This window comes from Micromonospora sp. RP3T (assembly GCF_003027925.1).
Taxonomy (GTDB): domain Bacteria; phylum Actinomycetota; class Actinomycetes; order Mycobacteriales; family Micromonosporaceae; genus Micromonospora.
In genome coordinates, this window is record NZ_PYPS01000003.1 from 42,742 (window position 1) to 58,697 (window position 15,956).

The following is a 15,956-nucleotide window of genomic DNA, read 5'->3' on the forward strand; positions in this document are numbered from 1 at the left end:
TCTCAGACCGCGGTGTAGCCGCCGTCGACCACCAGCGCCTGGCCGGTCAGGTACGCGGAGGCGGGGGAGGACAGGAAGAGGATGGTGCCGACCAGGTCCTCGGGGAGGGCTTGGCGGCGCAGCGGGATGCTGGCGGTGAGCGCGGCGAGGGCCGCGTCGGGGTCGCTCTGGTGCGCCCAGAACCCGTCGTTGAACGGGGTGTCCACCCAGCCGGGGCAGAGGGCGTTGACGGTGACCCCGGCGGGCCCCAGCTCGTCGGCGAGGGCCCGGACCAACCCGAGCAGCCCAGCCTTGGTGGCGTGGTAGGCGGGCATGCCGGCGTGGCCGCGCAGCGCCCCGGTGGAGGAGGTGACCACCACCCGCCCGGCGGGGGAGCGCCGCAGGTGGGGCTCGGCTGCCTGCACGGTGAGGAAGGGTCCGCGCAGGTTGACCGCGCTGGCCCGGTCCCAGTCCCGGCTGGTCCAGCGCGACAGCGGGTACGCCTCGAGCACGGCGGCGTTGTAGAACACCACGTCGAGCTTCCCGTCCCCGAGGTCGGCGGCGGCGGCCACCGCCTCGGCGGGGCCGTCGACGGTGCCCAGGTCGCATTCGTGGAACGCGGCCGGCCCGGGCCGGTCCTCGGCCACCAGCGCCCGGCCGCGGTCGGCGTCGCGGTCGGCGAGCAGGACGGTGTGGCCGCGGTCCCGCCAGGCCCGCAGCGCGGCGGCGCCGATCCCGGTGGCGCCACCGGCGACGAGCACCACGCTCACGGTCGGGTCTCCAGCGCGCAGTTGCCGGCGGCCTTCTCCGCGCAGGCCTCGTCGACGGTGGAGGCGGCGCCGCTGACCCCGAGCCCGCCGACGAGCTGACCGTCGACGTAGAGGGGGACGCCGCCGGGGAACACGACCGCGCGCCCGCCGAGGGTGCCGGCGAGGCCCCAGTCGCTGCCGCCCGGGGCGGAGCTGGCGATCCACGCGGAGGTGGGGTGCCCGAAGCTGGCCGCGGTGAAGGCCTTGTCGAGGCCGAGGGAGACGGCGCCGAGCTGGGCACCGTCCATTCGGGCCGCGGCGACCAGGTTGCCGCCCCGGTCGACCACGGCGGCGGCCAGCCGGACGCCCTGCCGGGTGGCTTCGGCGTGCACCTCGTCGACGAGCCGGCGGGCCAGCTCGCAGGACATGTCGGGTTGCTGGATGAGGGTCACGGTCAGCTCCAGGGGTCGGTGCGGTCGAGCGGCGGATCATGCGGCCTTGATATTCCTTATACTTCATACATAATACGGTCGGGGTCAAGAGCCGACCCCGGTTCATCTCCCGAAGGAGGCGGTCGATGACGGCAGGACAGGCGCACAGCCGGGTCGTCACCGGGGCGCGGGGCGCGGTGAGCGCGGCCCACCCGCTCGCGGTCTCCGCCGGCACCGGGGCGCTCGCCGACGGCGGCTCGGCCCTCGACGCCGCGGTCGCCGCCCAGGCCGTGATCTGCGTGCTGATGCCGCAGGCCGGCGGTCTCGGCGGTGACCTCATGGCGCTGGTCCGGCAGCCAGACGGCGTGGTCGTCGCGGTCAACGGCGCCGGCCGGGCCCCCCGCGCCCTGCGGCGCGCCGGCGCGGACGGCGGGGCGTCGGTGACCGTGCCCGGCCTGGTCGACGGCTGGGCGCGGGCGCATCGGCGCTGGGGCCGGCTGCCGCTGTCCCGGGTGCTGCGTCCGGCCGTGGAACTCGCCGAGCACGGGGTGCCGGTCGACGCCGCACTGGCCCGGGCGGTCGCGACGCACCGGCACCGCCTGGAGCGGGGCGGGGCGGCCGGCTGGCCGTTGCTCGACCTCGCCGCCGGCGACCGGTGGCGGCAACCGGAACTGGCGGCCCTGCTGTGCGACGTCGCCGACCGGGGCCGGGAGGCGTTGCACGCCGGGCCGACCGCCGCCGCCGTCGTGGCCGCCGCCCGGCGGTACGGCGGCGAGCTGAGCGAGGCCGACCTGGCCGGGCACCAGACCGCCGTCGGCCCGGCGGTGGCCGTGGACTGGGCCGGCGGCCGGCTGCACGTGCAGCCCCCCTCGTCCCAGGGCGTCCTGCTGGCGATGGCAGCCCGCTGGCTGCACCGGCACCCGCCCGCGCCCGGCGAGGACCTGGACCACCTGCTGGTCGAGGTGACCGAGGCGGCCTTCCGGCACCGCGACGACTGCGCCCGCGGCGCGGCGCTGCTGGCCGAGCCGCTGAGCGTGGACCGGCAGCGGGCCCGCCGGCTGGGCGGGCCCCGGGCCTACCTGCACACCGCCGGGGTGGCCACCGCCGACGCCGCCGGCCAGGTCGTCTCCTCCCTGGTCAGCGTCTTCGACGACTTCGGCTCCGGGGTGTACGTCCCGGAGGCCGGGCTGGTGCTCAACAACCGCGCCGGCGGCTTCACCGGCGGCGCGAACGCGGCCGCGCCCGGGGCGTTGCCGGTGCACACTCTCGCCCCGGCGGTGGTCGAGCTGCCCGGCGCGGCGCTCGCGCTGGCCACCCCGGGCGCCGACGGGCAGGTGCAGACGCTGCTGCAGATCCTGGCCCGGATGCGGTACGCCGGCGCCGACCTCGCCTCGGCCGTGGCCGCGCCCCGGTGGCGCAGTCAGGGCGGCGAACTGCTGGTCGAGGACGACCACCCCGGGCGGGCCGGGTTGGCCGGCCGGGGACACGTCGTGCGGGACGTGTCCGCCGGTGACGAGGTGTTCGGCGCCGCGGTGGCCGCCGGCACCGGCGCGACCGGCCCCTTCGCGGCCGCCGACTGGCGGCGTCTCGTCTGGTCAGGAGTGGTGTGATGACAGGATTCCCGAGTCCCGACGAGGCTGCCGCGCTGCGCGTCCGGGCGCAGCGGCGACGCGCTGAGCTGGTCGACCTCTGCGCCGATCTGGTCGCCGCGCCGAGCGTCAACCCGCCCGGGGACACCCGCGCGGTCGCCGGGGTGGTCGCCGGGGCGCTGCGGGCGGCCGGGCTGACGCCCCGGCTGGAGCGGTGCGTCGACGCCATGCCGTCGGTGCTGGCCGAGCTCGACTCCGGCCGCCCGGGCCGGCACCTGGTGCTCAACGTGCACCTGGACACCATGCCGCCGGGCGACGAGTCGGCCTGGTCCGTGCCGGTGTGGGAGCTGACCCGGCGGGACGGCCGCCTGTACGGGCTCGGCATGGGCAACATGAAGGGTGCGGTCGCCGCCATGGTGCACGCCGTCCGGCTGCTGGCCGAGGAGCGGGCGCGCTGGTCCGGGCGGGTCACCTTCACGGCGGTCAGCGACGAGGTCGTCTTCGGTGACAACGGGGCGGCGTTCCTGCTGCGTACCCATCCCGAGCTGGTCGCCGACGGGCTGCTGTGCGGGGAGGGGCCGGGCTTCCGGCGGTTGGCGCTGGGGGAGAAGGGCGTGCTCTGGCTGGCGGTCACCGCGACCGGCGAGGCCGGGCACTCCTCGGCGGTCCGGGCCGGCGCCTCGGCCTCGGCCCGGCTGGCCGAGGCGGTGCGGCGCATCGACGCGCTCACCGGGTCGGTGGGCCGGCTGCCGGCGGAACTCGCCGGGCTGGCGGGCACGGACGGGCTGGACAGCGGTCTGGAGCTGAGCGCGAACGTCGGCACCATGACCGCCGGCACCTTCGTCGGTCAGATCGCCACCACCGCCCGGGCCGAGGTCGACCTGCGGCTGCCGCCGGGGATCGGGCTGGCCGAGGCGGAGGAGGCGGTCCGCCGCGCGGTGGCCGACATCCCGACGGTCGAGGTGCGCCGGCTCAAGGGCTGGGACGCGAACTGGACCGGGCCGGACACCGACCTGGTCCGCGCCTGGCGGGCCGCCTCGCACGAGGTCGGCGCCGGGGCGCCCCGGTACGCCATCCGGCTGCCGGCCAGCGACGCGAGCCGGTGGCGTCGGGAAGGGGTGCCAGCGCTCTGCTACGGACCGCAGCCCACCCTGTCGGCCGGGATCGACGACCACGCCGAGGAGGACGAGGTGGTGCGTTGCGTGTCGCTGTACGCGCTGGCGGCGCTGCGCTTCCTGGGCGGGGCCGCGCGCTGAGTGCCGGAAACACGACCCGGTGTACGCGGGGGGATGCTGCCGAATAAGATATCAACTATCGTGTGGTTCGGGAGGCGTCGATCCGTCGCTCGCCGTGCTCGTCCGTCGGAGGGAAGCTCATGGCCGCAGTGCAGCCGAGGACCGGCGCCGCTGAGAACGGGTTGCCGGACGGCTTCGGCGGCTCGCTGCCGGCCCGCATCCACGAGCTGCTGGAGCAGGCCATCATCGAGGGCGTCTTCGCCCCCGGCACCCGGATGCACGCGGACAAACTCGCCGCCCAGTACGGCGTCAGCCGGATTCCGGTCCGGGAGGCGCTGCGGTCGCTGCACGAGGCCGGCTGGGTCGACATCCGTCCCCGCTACGGCGTCTACGTCCGGGACCGCTCCGAGCGCGAGCTGCGGGAGCTCTTCGAGACACGGGCCGTGATCGAGTCCTCGATCGCCGGCTGGGCCGCCGAGCGTCGGTCCACCGACGACCTCGCCCGCCTGGACCGGGTCATCGAGGAGGGACGGCGGGCGGCCGGCGGCCAGGAACCCACCCGGCTCCTGGCGCTCAGTTCGGAGTTCTACGCGGCGTTGCGCCAGGCCGCCCACAACGAGGTGATGGCCGGGGTCTCGGCGGAGCTGGAGAAGCGGGCCCGGTTCTACTTCTCCATGGTCGCCGCCGACCTGGGCGGTGACTGGGCGTCGAAGCAGGAGAAGCTGGCCGCGCTGGTGGCCGCGCAGGACGTCGCGGGCGCTGCGGCCGAGTCCCGGCGGCACATCGTGGAGACCGGCGAAGCCGTCGCCCGCCTGCTCGCCCACACCGAGCCGGCCTGATCGCGGCGGGCATCCCGGCGCGGGGTCGCCTGCTGCCCTGAGCTGGGCGGAGAGCCGGTGTCGGGGTAGCCTTCCGGGCTCTGGCCGACCACGCGGGAGTCGTGTATATCTTATCCAACTCCGCGAGTCGCGCGGACCGGCCCGGCGGAGGCAGCATGCCACGCACCTACGAACTCGCACCCTTCCTGGGTGAATCACTGCCCGTGGAGATCGTCGCGCGGGTGCACGGGGTGCGTCGCGACGGCGCCTCCCTCGTCCTCACCTGCGGCACCGACCGCTACGAGCCGATGCCGCAGGACTACTACGGCACCGTCGTGGAAACCGTCTTCGGCGCACCCGCGGCCGGGCGGGACGTCACCGTCCGGCTCGACTTCTGGCAGCCGGGCGTCATGCGGATGCGATACCAACCGACCGGCGAAGCGGCGGACACCCCGGGGGAGATGCTGGTCGGTGCCCCCGACCCGGACGTCGAGGTCGAGCTGCTCCGCACCGCGCACGGCCACCTGGCCCGCACCGCCGAGGTGGAGCTGGAGATCGTGGCCGAGCCGTGGCGGCTGGTGCTGCGCGACTGGTCGGGGCGGGTGCTCTGGGCGACCACGCCGGTCGACCTGCCCTCGTTCCGTCGACCCGAGCGGCAGTGGAACCCGGCGGAACAACGCTGGATCTTCCTGCACCGCTACGCCTACCCGCTCGGCAGCACGGTCGGCGGGCACCGGCGGGCCGCCTTCGGCTCCTTCTCGCTGCGCCACGACGAGCACATCTACGGGTTCGGCGAGAGCTTCGGGCGGCTGGACAAGGCCGGGACCTTCCAGCGGATGTGGCTGCAGGAGGCGTTCTCCAACGCCAGCCCGGCCGCGTACAAGCAGGTGCCGTGGCACCTGAGCAGCCGCGGCTACGGCATGTTCGTGCACACCGCGAACGCCACCGGCTACCACGTCGGCGACCTGGAGCACTCGGCGCTGTCGGTCACCGTCGAGGAGACCGACAGTCTGGACCTCTTCGTCATCGCCGGCCACGGCCCCAAGGAGATCCTGCCCCGTTACACGGCCCTCACCGGGCGCCCGGCGGTGCCGCCCCGGTGGACGTTCGGCCTCTGGATGTCCCGGATCAGCTACTCCAGCCAGGACGAGGTGGAGCGGGTCGCGGCCGACCTGCGCGCGCACCGGATCCCCTGCGACGTGCTGCACATCGACACCGGCTGGTTCGCCCGGGACTACACCTGTGACCTGACCTTCTCCGCCGAGCGGTTCCCGGACCCGGCGGGCATGTGCGCCCGCCTCGCGGAGCTGGGTTTCCGGGTGTCGCTGTGGCAGTGGCCCAACTACAACGTGGCCTCCCCGCTGTTCGACGAGGGGGTGGCCGGCGGCTATCTGGCCCGCCGGCCCAGCGGGCACACCTTCACCTACCCGGGCGGCTACGGCGAGGACGCCGGCTTCGTCGACTTCTCCAACCCCGAGGCCGTGCGCTGGTACCAGGAGAAACTCGCCGCCCTGTTCGACCTCGGCGTCGCGGCGATCAAGGTGGACTACGGGGAGGGCGCGCCGCCGGACGCGGTCTACGCCTCGGTGCCCAGCGCGGCCATGCACAACCTCTACCCGCTGCTCTACCAGAAGGCGGTGTGGGAGGCGACCGAGCGCGCGCGGGGCGAGGCGGTGCTCTGGGCCCGGGCCGGCTGGGCCGGTTCGCAGCGCTACCCGATCCACTGGTCGGGCGACGGGGTGGCCCGCTTCGAGGACCTGGCCTGCGTGCTGCGGGCGGCGCTGTCCATCGGGCTCTCCGGCTTCCCGTTCTACTCGCACGACATCGGGGGTTTCTCCGGCCTGCCCGACGCCGAGCTCTACGTCCGGTGGGCCCAGCTCGGGCTCTTCTCCTCGCACGCCCGGGCGCACGGCGTGCCACCCCGGGAGCCGTGGGAGTTCGGCGAGCGCGCCGAGGAGATCGTCCGGGACCTGCTGGAGCTGCGGTACCGGCTGCTGCCGTACCTGTGGACCGAGGCCGAGCGGTGCGGGCGCACCAGCCTGCCGATGGTGCGGGCGCTGGTCGTGGAGTGGCCCGACGACCCGGTGGCGCACCGGGTGGACGACGCCTACCTCCTCGGCGACCGGCTGCTGGTGGCGCCGGTGCTGGAGTCGGGGGCGGTGTCGCGCCGGGTCTACCTGCCGGCCGGCTGTTGGATCGACTGGTGGACCGGGCAGCGCCACGAGGGGGAGCGGTGGGTGGTGGCCGACGCTCCGCTGGAGCGGATTCCGCTGTTCCTGCGCGGCGGTACGGCGCTGCCGCTCGCCCCGGCCGCCCAGCACGTCGGGGCGGTGCCGACGGACCGGCTGACGGTGGTCCTCGCCGCGGTCGAGCGGGACGGCGAGTACGAGGTCCGGCTCTCCGACGGCTCGTCGGTGGAGCTGCGCTGGTCGGTGGGGGACGGCGTGGTCCGGCTGCGCCGCGCGGGCGCGCCGGTGCGTCTGGAGGTCGTCCTGCTCGCGGTCGGGCTCGGTCCCGCGCCCCGGGCGGTCGCCGGTGACGAGGAGCTGCCGGTGGACCGGGTGCCCGGTGGTCTGGTGGTGGCGGCCGGAGATTTCACCGACATCACGATTCAGCCAGGTCATTGACGTGGCCCGGATCACTGTAGAAGATATCTTGTATATAAAATCATTTTTTCCCTCCCGGGAGGTCCCATGCTCCGCCCTCGCACAGCCCGCGCCGCGACACTCGCCGCCGCTGTCTCCCTGTCCCTCGCCCTGACCGGCTGTGGCGGCGGCGGTACGACGCAGGCCGGCGCGGACGGTGGCGCGATGACCGGTGAGCTCGTCGTCTGGCACTACTACGACGAGGGCTCCGGCGGGCTCCAGCCCTTCGTCAAGACCTGGGAGGAGCGCTTCGAGAAGGCGAACCCCGAGGTGGACGTCAAGTTCGAGTACGTGCCCTACGACCAGATGGCCAGCAAGGTCATCTCCGCCGCCGCCGCCGGCAAGACCGCCGACGTCATCATGACCGCCGCCCCCTGGGTGCCCGAGATGGTCAAGGCCGGCGCGGTGCAGCAGATCGGTGACAAGTGGGACGCGTTTCCGGAGAAGGGACTCTTCCCGGAGAAGGTGGAGGAGGGCGGCATCCTTCAGGGCAAGCGCTACGCCGTCCAGTCGTTCGCCAACATCGAGGGCGTCTACTACAACAAGACCATCCTGGACAAGATCGGCGCCTCCGTGCCGACCAACCTCGACGAGCTGGAAGCCGCCATGGCCAAGGCGGCCGCGGCGGGCTACACGCCGTTCACCACCGCCGCGCCCACCGGGGCCGGCGGCGAGTTCAGTGCCGTACCGTGGCTGGTCAGCGCCGGGTGGAGCTACACCGACGCCGACGCGGCCAGCGGCAAGCAGACGCTTGAGCGGATCCAGACCTGGCGCGACCGCAAGTGGCTCTCGCCGAATGACGCCAGCGGCTTCAACGCCGGCAAGAACTTCACCACCGGCCGGTACGCCTTCGCCCAGGAGGGCAACTGGATGCTCGGCGCGTTCAAGAAGGACCTGAAGTTCGAGTGGGGCGTGGCCCCGCTCGCCGGACACGACAAGGCGCTCATCGGCGGCGAGTCGCTGACCATCGGCGGGAAGACGGAGAAGCCGGCGCTGGCCTGGAAGTTCATCCAGGACACCTTCCTGTCCGCGCAGGGTGGCATCGACGCCGCCGAGGCCGGCTCCGTCCCGCTGCGCAGCGACGTCGCCAGCCAGGACGTGGTCACCAAGGACGTGAACCTCACCGCCTTCACGAAGATCGCCGCCGCCTCGATCGCCGCCCCGACGGTGCCGAACACCGGCAAGGTCTCCGACGTCATCGGCGGCGCCTGGAACGAGCTGATCGCCGGCCGGATCGACGCCGACGCGGCGGCCGACCGGATCGCCAAGCAGGTTCCCCCGCTGCTCGCCGACTGACCCCGCCGTCCGCGCTCGTCCGGCACTGAAAATCTCTGGAGGCAACGGACATGACCGTCCCCCTCGCGGAAAGGAGCGGGCCGCTGGCGGCCGGCGACGCGCGACGCGTCACCGGCCGCCCCGCCGCGCGGCGGCGGGTCCCGTCCGGCCGGCTGCTCTTCGCCCTGCCCGCGTTCGCGTTCCTGATCGTCTTCTTCGTCTATCCACTGGGGCTGCTGATCGACACCTCGGTCCGGGAGGTCTCGCTCGGCAGTGCCGCCAACCCCGGCAACCCGGTGGTCGGCGCGGAGAACTACCGGACCGTGCTGGCCGAGGCGGCCTTCCGCGAGGCGGTGCCGCGGACCCTGATCTTCCTGGTCGGGTCCGTGGCGCTGCAACTGGTTCTGGGACTCTGCGTCGCCCTGGTGCTCAACGAGCGGTTCCGCGGCATCGCCGTACCCCGGTTCCTGATCTACTTCGTCTGGCTGCTGCCCCCGGTGGTCAGCGGCGCGGTCTGGAAGTACGCCCTGGACGGCACCGAGCAGGGCGCGGTCAACGACGCCCTGCTCGCTCTCGGCCTGGTCGACTCGCCGGTGCTGTTCCTGACCCGGCCGGGGGTGGCGTTGGCGGCCATCACGATGGTGACCGCCTGGGCCGGGGTGCCGTTCGTGGCCATCGTGCTGACCGCCGCGCTCAAGGACGTGCCCGGTGAGCTCTACGAGGCCGCCCGGGTCGACGGGTGCAGCCCGTGGCACCGGTTCCGGTGGGTGACGTTGCCGTCGATCGCCCCGACCCTGAGCATCCTCGGCACGCTGCTGCTGATCTACAGCTTCAAGGCGTTCGACTACATCTTCGTGCTCACCCAGGGCGGCCCGGGCACCTCCACCAGCACGGTGCCCTACCTGGCATACCTGTACTCGTTCGCCCAGTTCGACTTCGGGCTCGGCTCCGCCGTCGGGGTGGTCTCCGTACTCACGGCGCTGGTCTTCGCCGTCCCCTACCTGCTCCAGGTGCGCAAGGAGGAACAGTCGTGAGCGTCGCCGAATCCGCCCCGCCCGGCCGCGGCATCCACTCCGAGGGGCGCGGCTGGCGCCGGCTGGGGCTGGTGTTCCTGGTGCTGATCACGCTCGCCTACGGGCTGCCGCTGCTGTGGATGGTGGGCACCTCGCTCAAGCAGGCCGGTGACCTGGCCACCGACGGCTGGCTGCCGTCGCACCCGACGATGGCCGCGTACCGGTCCTTCTTCGCCACCGACTTCCTGCCGGCGCTGCGTAACTCGGTGGTGATCAGCGGCACCACCACGCTGCTGTCGCTGGCCCTGGCGGTGCCGGCGGCCTACGGGCTGTCCCGCGTCCGGTCCCGGCTGATCGTGCCGGGGCTGGTGCTGCTGCTGGTGGTGCAGCTCATCCCGACCTCGGCGACCTTCATCCCGCTGTTCCGGCTGCTCGCCCAGCTCGGCCTGGTGAACAGCCAGTTCGGGGTCTCGTTGGCGCAGGCCACCCTCTTCGTGCCGTTCGCGGTGCTGATCCTGCGACCCGCCTTCAACTCGCTGCCGCCGGCGCTGGAGGAGGCGGCCAGCATCGACGGGGCCGGCCGACTGCGGTTCCTGGTGCGCATCGCGCTGCCCCTGCTGCGCAACACGGTGCTGGTGACCGCCGCGATCGTGCTGGTCTCCTCCTGGGGTGAGCTGGTCTACTCGCTGACCTTCCTGCTGGAGCAGGACAAGTACCCGCTCAGCGTCTACATCGCCCAGTCCGTCGGCCGGTTCAACAACACGTGGAACCTGCTGATGAGCGTGGCGGTGCTGGCGAGCCTGCCGGTGCTGCTGGTGGTGCTGGCCGCCCAGCGCCGGCTCCGCGACGGGGTGACCCTCGGCGCGGTGAAGTAGCGCCCGTGGCGCCGGGCCGGCCCGCGGGTCGGCCCGGCGCCACGCGCCTCAGGGCAGCAGCGGGTTGAACTCGCCGTCGACCGGGTCGCCGGGGGCGTGCCCGGGCAGCCAGCAGGCCAGGTCGGCGGCCTGGTCGGCGTTGCGCGGCTCGGCCACCGGCACGCCGTCGGCCACCCAGATCACCGTCATCACCTCGCGGACCGCCGCACTCCGGTTGGGCAGCGCCCGGTGCACCGTCCAGCCGGCGTGGAAGCTGGCGTCCCCGGCGGTCAGCGGCCCGGTCCCGGTGACCCGGAACCCGCGCTCGGCGATCACCCGGCCGAAGTGCTCGTCGGCGGCGTCGGAGATCGCCACGTCACTCAACGCCCGACCCGTGTGCGACCCGTCGGCGAACTCCAACCCACCCGTCTCCGGCGTGACGTCCACCAGCGGCATCCACATGGTGACGGTCAGGTCGGTGTCGAACGGCCAGTAGAGCGAGTCCTGGTGCCACGGCGTCCGGCCGCCGCCGGCCTCCTTGTAGAGCGCCTGGTCGTGGTAGAGCCGCACCCGCTCGACCCCGAGCAGTCGGGCGGCCACCCCGGCGAACCGTCGGGCCAGCACGAACCGGGCCACCTCCGGGTCACGCCGCCACAGGTTGGTGACCTGGAGGAAGGCCCGCCCGTAGGTGTCCCGGTCGGCCAGCGCCCGCTTCTCCGTGGTGTACCGCATGGTGGCGGCGGAGATCACCGGCCGGTAGGCGGCGACCTCCGCCGCGCCGGCGAGGCCGGGTACCACCACGTGACCGGTGGCGCGGTAGGCGTCGACCAGGGCGTCGTCGAGCGGGTACGGGGAATCGAGCGTGGGCGTCTGCGTGGTGGTCGTCATGCGGTCCTCCTGGTACCGGTTGGGACGTGGACTGCGCCGACGGTAGGCGCGAACAGGGGTCGGCCCGGGGTATCCGTTGGCCGTTCGGGTATCCGCTGGTTGAATCGCTCGGGTGAGCACATCTCCGCCGGCCCTGGTGGCCTACCGGAACGGACCGTCCGGGCGGCTGGGCCGGGTGCACTCGGCGGGCCGGGTGCAGGGCGGGCGCGGCGTGCCGACCGGGCCGCCGCGCCGGTTCCACAGCCACGCCCTCATGTACGTCTGGGGCGGCCACGGGCGCTACCGCGACGCCCGGCACGACGTGCCGCTCGGTCCGGGGGACCTGGTGCACGTGCTGCCCGGGCACGCGCACTGGTACGGCGTCACCGGCGCCGGCACCTGGAACGAGGTGCACCTGGTCTTCTCCGGCCCGGCGTTCGACCTGGTCGTCCGGCAAGGGCTGGTCGACCCGGCCCGGCCGGTGCGGCGGCTGACCCCGGTCGACCACTGGCGCGAGCGGCTCGACCGGTTCCGCACCGCCCGCCCGCCGCGCAGCCCGGCCGGGGCCGACGACGAGGCCTGCGAGGTGCTGCGGCTGCTGGTGGAGATAGCCGCCCGGGACACCGGGCCCGGTCCCACCGACCGCGCGCCGGCCGGCCCGCCGCAGTGGCTGGTCGAGTCCCGGGTACGCCTCGGCCACGACCTGGCCGACCCGCTGGACCTGCGGGCGGTGGCGCAGTCCGTGGGCATGTCCTACGAGACGTGGCGCAAGCGGTTCCAGGCCGCGACCGGGGAGCCGCCGGCCCGTTACCGCCAGCGGCGGCGGGTCGAGGCGGCCGGCGAGCTGCTGCGCCGTACCTCGCTGACCAACCGGGACATCGCGGCGAGCCTCGGCTTCACCGACGAGCACCACCTGGCCAAGCAGTTCCGGCGGGTCACCGGCCTGGGCACCGGCGAGTTCCGGCGCGGGCTCGGCTGAGCCGCGCCACGTTCGGCGTGACGTCGCCGGTCAGCGTCGGCAGGTGTCGCGTCGCCACCGGGTGGGGGAGCAGCCGTGCTGTCGGCGGAACGCCCGGGCCAGTTGGGTGTGCGAGGAGAAGCCCACCTCGGCGGCGATCCGGGCCACGCTCTGCCCGGTGGTGGCCAGCAGCTCCGCCGCCCGGTCCACCCGGCGCTCCAATAGGTACGCGTACGGCGGTTGGCCCACCTCGTCGGTGAAGAGCTGGGCCAGCCGGGTCCGGGACACCGCGCACGCCGCCGCCAGGTCGGCCAGCCGCCAGGCGCCGGCGTACTGCTCGTCGAGCAACCGCCGGGCGCGGGCGACCGCGGGATGGCGCGGCGTCCGGGGGCGGGTCTCGGCGGGAGCGCCGAGCAGCCGGGCCACCTCGATGACCAGCAGTTCCACGGCGGCGGCGCGGGCGGCCGCCCCGAACGGCATCTCCTCGACCACCTCACGGACCACCGCGCGCAGCGCGGGCGCGACCGCGCGGGCGTCGACGCAGACCCGTACCCCGGTGTCGGCCCAGGCGGCGGTGAGCTCCGGCCGGCGGGCGGTGACCACCCGAAGGTCCACCGCGGCGTACGCGTAGTGGTGCCGGACGCCGCCCTGCGGACGCGGCACGCTGCGGTGCGGCAGTCCGGGCGGTACGGCGACCAGCCAGCCGGGGGCCAGCCGCAGCGTGCGTCCGGCGAACCGCCAGGACGAGCCGCCGTGCAGTTGCAGATAGAACTCCCAACCCGGGTGCCGGTGCTCGGCGACCCGGTGCTGCGGGGTGGCCCAGTTCTCCCCGACGTGCAGCAGGCCGCTCGGGTCGCCGGGGGTCTCGGCGTGCACGCCGGACTCCACGCCGGGGGGTTGCCAGAGCCGCCAGCCAGGCGGCGGATCCGCCGCGAGGCCCGGACGATCCGCCTCCTGCGCCGGCCGCCGCCGACCTAGCGTCTCAGCCATGACGAACTCCTCTCCCGCGCCGGCGCCGGTACTGCCCTCGGCCGACGACCTCGCCGCCTACCGCCGCGACGGCTTCCTGGTGGTGCGCGGCCTGATCCCGTCCGGTGTGCTGGACGCCGCCGAACGCGGGATGGCCCGCTTCTACGCCGGTGACCTGGACGCGCCCTTCCCCGGCCGGACCCGCTACGACGACTACGACTGGACGCCCGCGCACGGCGGTGGCCTGCGCAAGAACGACTACACCTCGCGGATGGTGTCCGAGCTGGCCGCCCTGGTGGAGTTTCCCGGCATCGGGGCGTACGCCGCCGCGCTGGCCGGCGCGGACGGCATCCGGCTCTGGCACGACCAGCTTCTCTACAAGCCGGCGGGGCTGGACGACGCGCGAGGAAACGTGGGCTGGCACACCGACCGGCAGTACTGGCTCTCCTGTGCCAGCGTGGAGATGCTCACCTGCTGGGTGCCGTTCCACGACTGCGACGAGCGCGTCGGCGGGGTCTCGTTCGTGGCCGGCAGCCACCGCTGGCCGCAGCAGCGCGGGCTGGACTTCTTCGCCGGCGACCTGGCCGCGCAGGAGGCGTCCTTCCGTCCGGCCGGCGAGCCGACCCGCAAGGTGGTGCCCGTGCTGCGCCGGGGGGACGTGACGTTCCACCACTGTCGCACGGTGCACGGCAGCGGGCCGAACCTGGCCGCCGAGCCCCGCCGGTCGATGGCCGTCCACCTCCAGCCGGCCGACAACCACTGGGTCGCGGCGACGGACCCGGCCGGGGAGCCGGCGTACCACCGCAACGACGAGCTGGTCCGCGTCGTCGACGGCCACCCGGACTACGCGGACCCGCGGATCTCTCCGCTGCTCTGGCCGACGGTCGGGACGTGAGGGCTTCCGCATACCCCGGCATCCTAGTATCTTTTATAAATGATCAGTCAGCAGTCGCCCGGCTCCGTGCCCACCCCGCCGACCGACCGCCCCTGGTGGCGTGACGCCGTCTGCTACCAGATCTACGTCCGCAGCTTCGCCGACGGCACCGGCGACGGCGTCGGCGACCTGCCCGGCGCCGCCGCGCACCTGCCCCACCTGGCGTCGCTCGGCGTGGACGCGGTCTGGCTCACCCCGTTCTATCCGTCCCCGATGGCCGACGGCGGCTACGACGTCGCCGACTACCGTGGCGTCGACCCGCTCTTCGGCGACCTCGCGGACTTCGACGCCTTCGTGGACCGGGCGCACCGGCTGGGCCTGCGGGTGATGGTCGACGTGGTGCCGAACCACTGCTCCAGCGCCCATCAGTGGTTCGTCGAGGCACTCGCCGCGCCGCCCGGCTCGCCGGCCCGCCGCCGCTTCGTCTTCCGGCCCGGCCGGGGGCCCGACGGCGAGCTGCCCCCGAACAACTGGCAGAGCGACTTCGGCGGTCCGGCCTGGACCCGCACCATCGGGCCGGACGGCCGCCCGGGGGAGTGGTACCTGCACCTGTTCGCCCCGGAACAACCGGACTTCGACTGGTCCTGCCCCGAGGTGGCCGACGAGTTCGACGACATCCTGCGGTTCTGGCTCGACCGGGGCGTGGACGGCTTCCGCATCGACGTGGCGCACGGCCTGGTCAAGCGGGACGGACTGCCGGACAACCCGCCGCGGCCGGCCCCGCCGCCCGGGGTCTACCGGCCCGAGGGGCACGAGTGGGACCAGCCCGGCGTGCACGAGATCTACCGACGGTGGCGACGGATCCTGGACGCCTACCCGGGCGCGCGGATGGCCATCGGCGAGGCGTGGGTGACCGAACCGGAGGCGTTGGCCCGCTACGTCCGCCCCGACGAGCTGCACCAGGCGTTCAACTTCCACTTCCTCCAGGCCCCGTGGCACGCCGGCGCGCTGCGGGCCGCGGTGCGGCAGTCGCTGGACGCGGTCCGGCGGGTGGGCGCCCCGGCGAGCTGGGTGCTGGGCAACCACGACGTCGTCCGGGTGGTCACCCGCTACGGCGACGGCCCCACCGGGCTGCGGCGGGCGCGGGCGGCCGCCCTGCTGATGCTCTTCCTGCCCGGCGCGGTCTACCTGTACCAGGGCGAGGAGCTCGGCCTGCCGGAGGTGCTCGACCTGCCCGACGAGGTGCGACAGGATCCCGCCTGGTTCCGCTCCGGCGGCGCCCGCCCGGGCCGGGACGGCTGCCGGGTGCCGATGCCGTGGCGCGCCGACGCGGCCAACCTCGGCTTCGGCCCGGCGGGCGCGACGCCCTGGTTGCCGCTGCCGACCGCCTGGGCCGAGCTGGCCGTCGACCGGCAGCAGGACGATCCGACCTCCACGCTGCGCCTCTACCGCACCGGCCTGCGGCTACGCGCCGCGCACCTGACCGGCGCCGACGACCTGGTCGAGCTCGACGACGGCGGTGACGCGCTCGTGCTGCGCCGGGGTCGCGTGCTCTGCGTGACCAATCTCGGACCCGACCCGGTGCCGGCCCCGGCCGGCGGGCGCCCGCTGCTGGCCAGTGCGCCGTTGGTCGGCGGCGCGACAACCACCGACGTGTCCTCCTGGTGGCTGCTCGACGGCCCCGGCTGACCCGGCCTTCG

Annotated in this window: 14 protein-coding genes; 10 read left to right on the plus strand and 4 right to left on the minus strand. The window is 74.2% G+C overall.

The features are described from left to right. Positions 1-2 precede the first annotated feature (2 nt). Complete coding sequence (locus tag C8054_RS03665; protein WP_107155277.1) at positions 3-749, minus strand: SDR family NAD(P)-dependent oxidoreductase; 747 nt, start codon at positions 747-749, stop codon at positions 3-5. Next, positions 746-1,180 (minus strand): heme-binding protein, encoded by a 435-nt coding sequence (locus tag C8054_RS03670; RefSeq protein ID WP_107155278.1) that lies wholly within the window; start codon positions 1,178-1,180, stop codon positions 746-748. The genes C8054_RS03665 and C8054_RS03670 overlap by 4 nt, the downstream gene beginning before the upstream one ends. 125 nt (positions 1,181-1,305) lie before the next feature. On the opposite strand from C8054_RS03670, the gene C8054_RS03675 reads away from it, so the two are divergent. From C8054_RS03675 to C8054_RS03705, 7 genes are all read left to right on the plus strand, one after another. Continuing rightward, entirely contained in the window at positions 1,306-2,769 is a 1,464-nt protein-coding gene (locus C8054_RS03675; RefSeq protein WP_107155279.1) for a gamma-glutamyltransferase, read from the plus strand. Further along, positions 2,769-4,004: a M20 family metallopeptidase gene (locus C8054_RS03680; RefSeq protein WP_107155280.1), complete on the plus strand. Its 1,236-nt coding sequence runs from the start codon at positions 2,769-2,771 to the stop codon at positions 4,002-4,004. The genes C8054_RS03675 and C8054_RS03680 overlap by 1 nt, the downstream gene beginning before the upstream one ends. A gap of 119 nt (positions 4,005-4,123) precedes the next feature. Further along, a complete protein-coding gene (locus C8054_RS03685) occupies positions 4,124-4,822 on the plus strand; it encodes a GntR family transcriptional regulator (protein WP_107155281.1) in 699 nt (232 codons plus the stop codon). 155 nt (positions 4,823-4,977) lie between these two features. After that, positions 4,978-7,428, plus strand: coding sequence for a glycoside hydrolase family 31 protein (locus C8054_RS03690; RefSeq protein ID WP_107155282.1), 2,451 nt, complete (start codon positions 4,978-4,980; stop codon positions 7,426-7,428). A gap of 66 nt (positions 7,429-7,494) precedes the next feature. Continuing rightward, entirely contained in the window at positions 7,495-8,742 is a 1,248-nt protein-coding gene (locus C8054_RS03695) for an extracellular solute-binding protein (RefSeq protein WP_146179851.1), read from the plus strand. A 50-nt stretch (positions 8,743-8,792) separates the two neighbouring features. Beyond that, positions 8,793-9,755, plus strand: coding sequence for a carbohydrate ABC transporter permease (locus C8054_RS03700; RefSeq protein WP_107155284.1), 963 nt, complete (start codon positions 8,793-8,795; stop codon positions 9,753-9,755). Beyond that, entirely contained in the window at positions 9,752-10,609 is an 858-nt protein-coding gene (locus tag C8054_RS03705) for a carbohydrate ABC transporter permease (RefSeq protein WP_107155285.1), read from the plus strand. The genes C8054_RS03700 and C8054_RS03705 overlap by 4 nt, the downstream gene beginning before the upstream one ends. Before the next feature lie 48 nt (positions 10,610-10,657). On the opposite strand, the gene C8054_RS03710 is transcribed toward C8054_RS03705, so the two are convergent. Next, positions 10,658-11,476, minus strand: a complete 819-nt coding sequence (locus C8054_RS03710) for a phytanoyl-CoA dioxygenase family protein (RefSeq protein ID WP_107155286.1) — start codon at positions 11,474-11,476, stop codon at positions 10,658-10,660. A gap of 112 nt (positions 11,477-11,588) precedes the next feature. Here C8054_RS03710 and C8054_RS03715 point away from each other — a divergent pair, with 112 nt between their 5' ends. Continuing rightward, positions 11,589-12,434: an AraC family transcriptional regulator gene (locus C8054_RS03715; RefSeq protein WP_146179852.1), complete on the plus strand. Its 846-nt coding sequence runs from the start codon at positions 11,589-11,591 to the stop codon at positions 12,432-12,434. A 30-nt stretch (positions 12,435-12,464) separates the two neighbouring features. Here the strand turns inward: C8054_RS03715 and C8054_RS03720 are convergent, their stop codons facing one another. Further along, positions 12,465-13,403 carry an AraC family transcriptional regulator gene (locus tag C8054_RS03720; RefSeq protein ID WP_107155288.1) on the minus strand — a complete coding sequence of 313 codons (939 nt, stop codon included), beginning with the start codon at positions 13,401-13,403 and terminating at the stop codon, positions 12,465-12,467. Here C8054_RS03720 and C8054_RS03725 point away from each other — a divergent pair. Further along, positions 13,402-14,277: a phytanoyl-CoA dioxygenase family protein gene (locus C8054_RS03725; RefSeq protein ID WP_107155289.1), complete on the plus strand. Its 876-nt coding sequence runs from the start codon at positions 13,402-13,404 to the stop codon at positions 14,275-14,277. The genes C8054_RS03720 and C8054_RS03725 overlap by 2 nt on opposite strands. Before the next feature lie 39 nt (positions 14,278-14,316). After that, a complete protein-coding gene (locus tag C8054_RS03730; protein WP_107155290.1) occupies positions 14,317-15,945 on the plus strand; it encodes an alpha-amylase family glycosyl hydrolase in 1,629 nt (542 codons plus the stop codon). Positions 15,946-15,956: the final 11 nt, after the last annotated feature.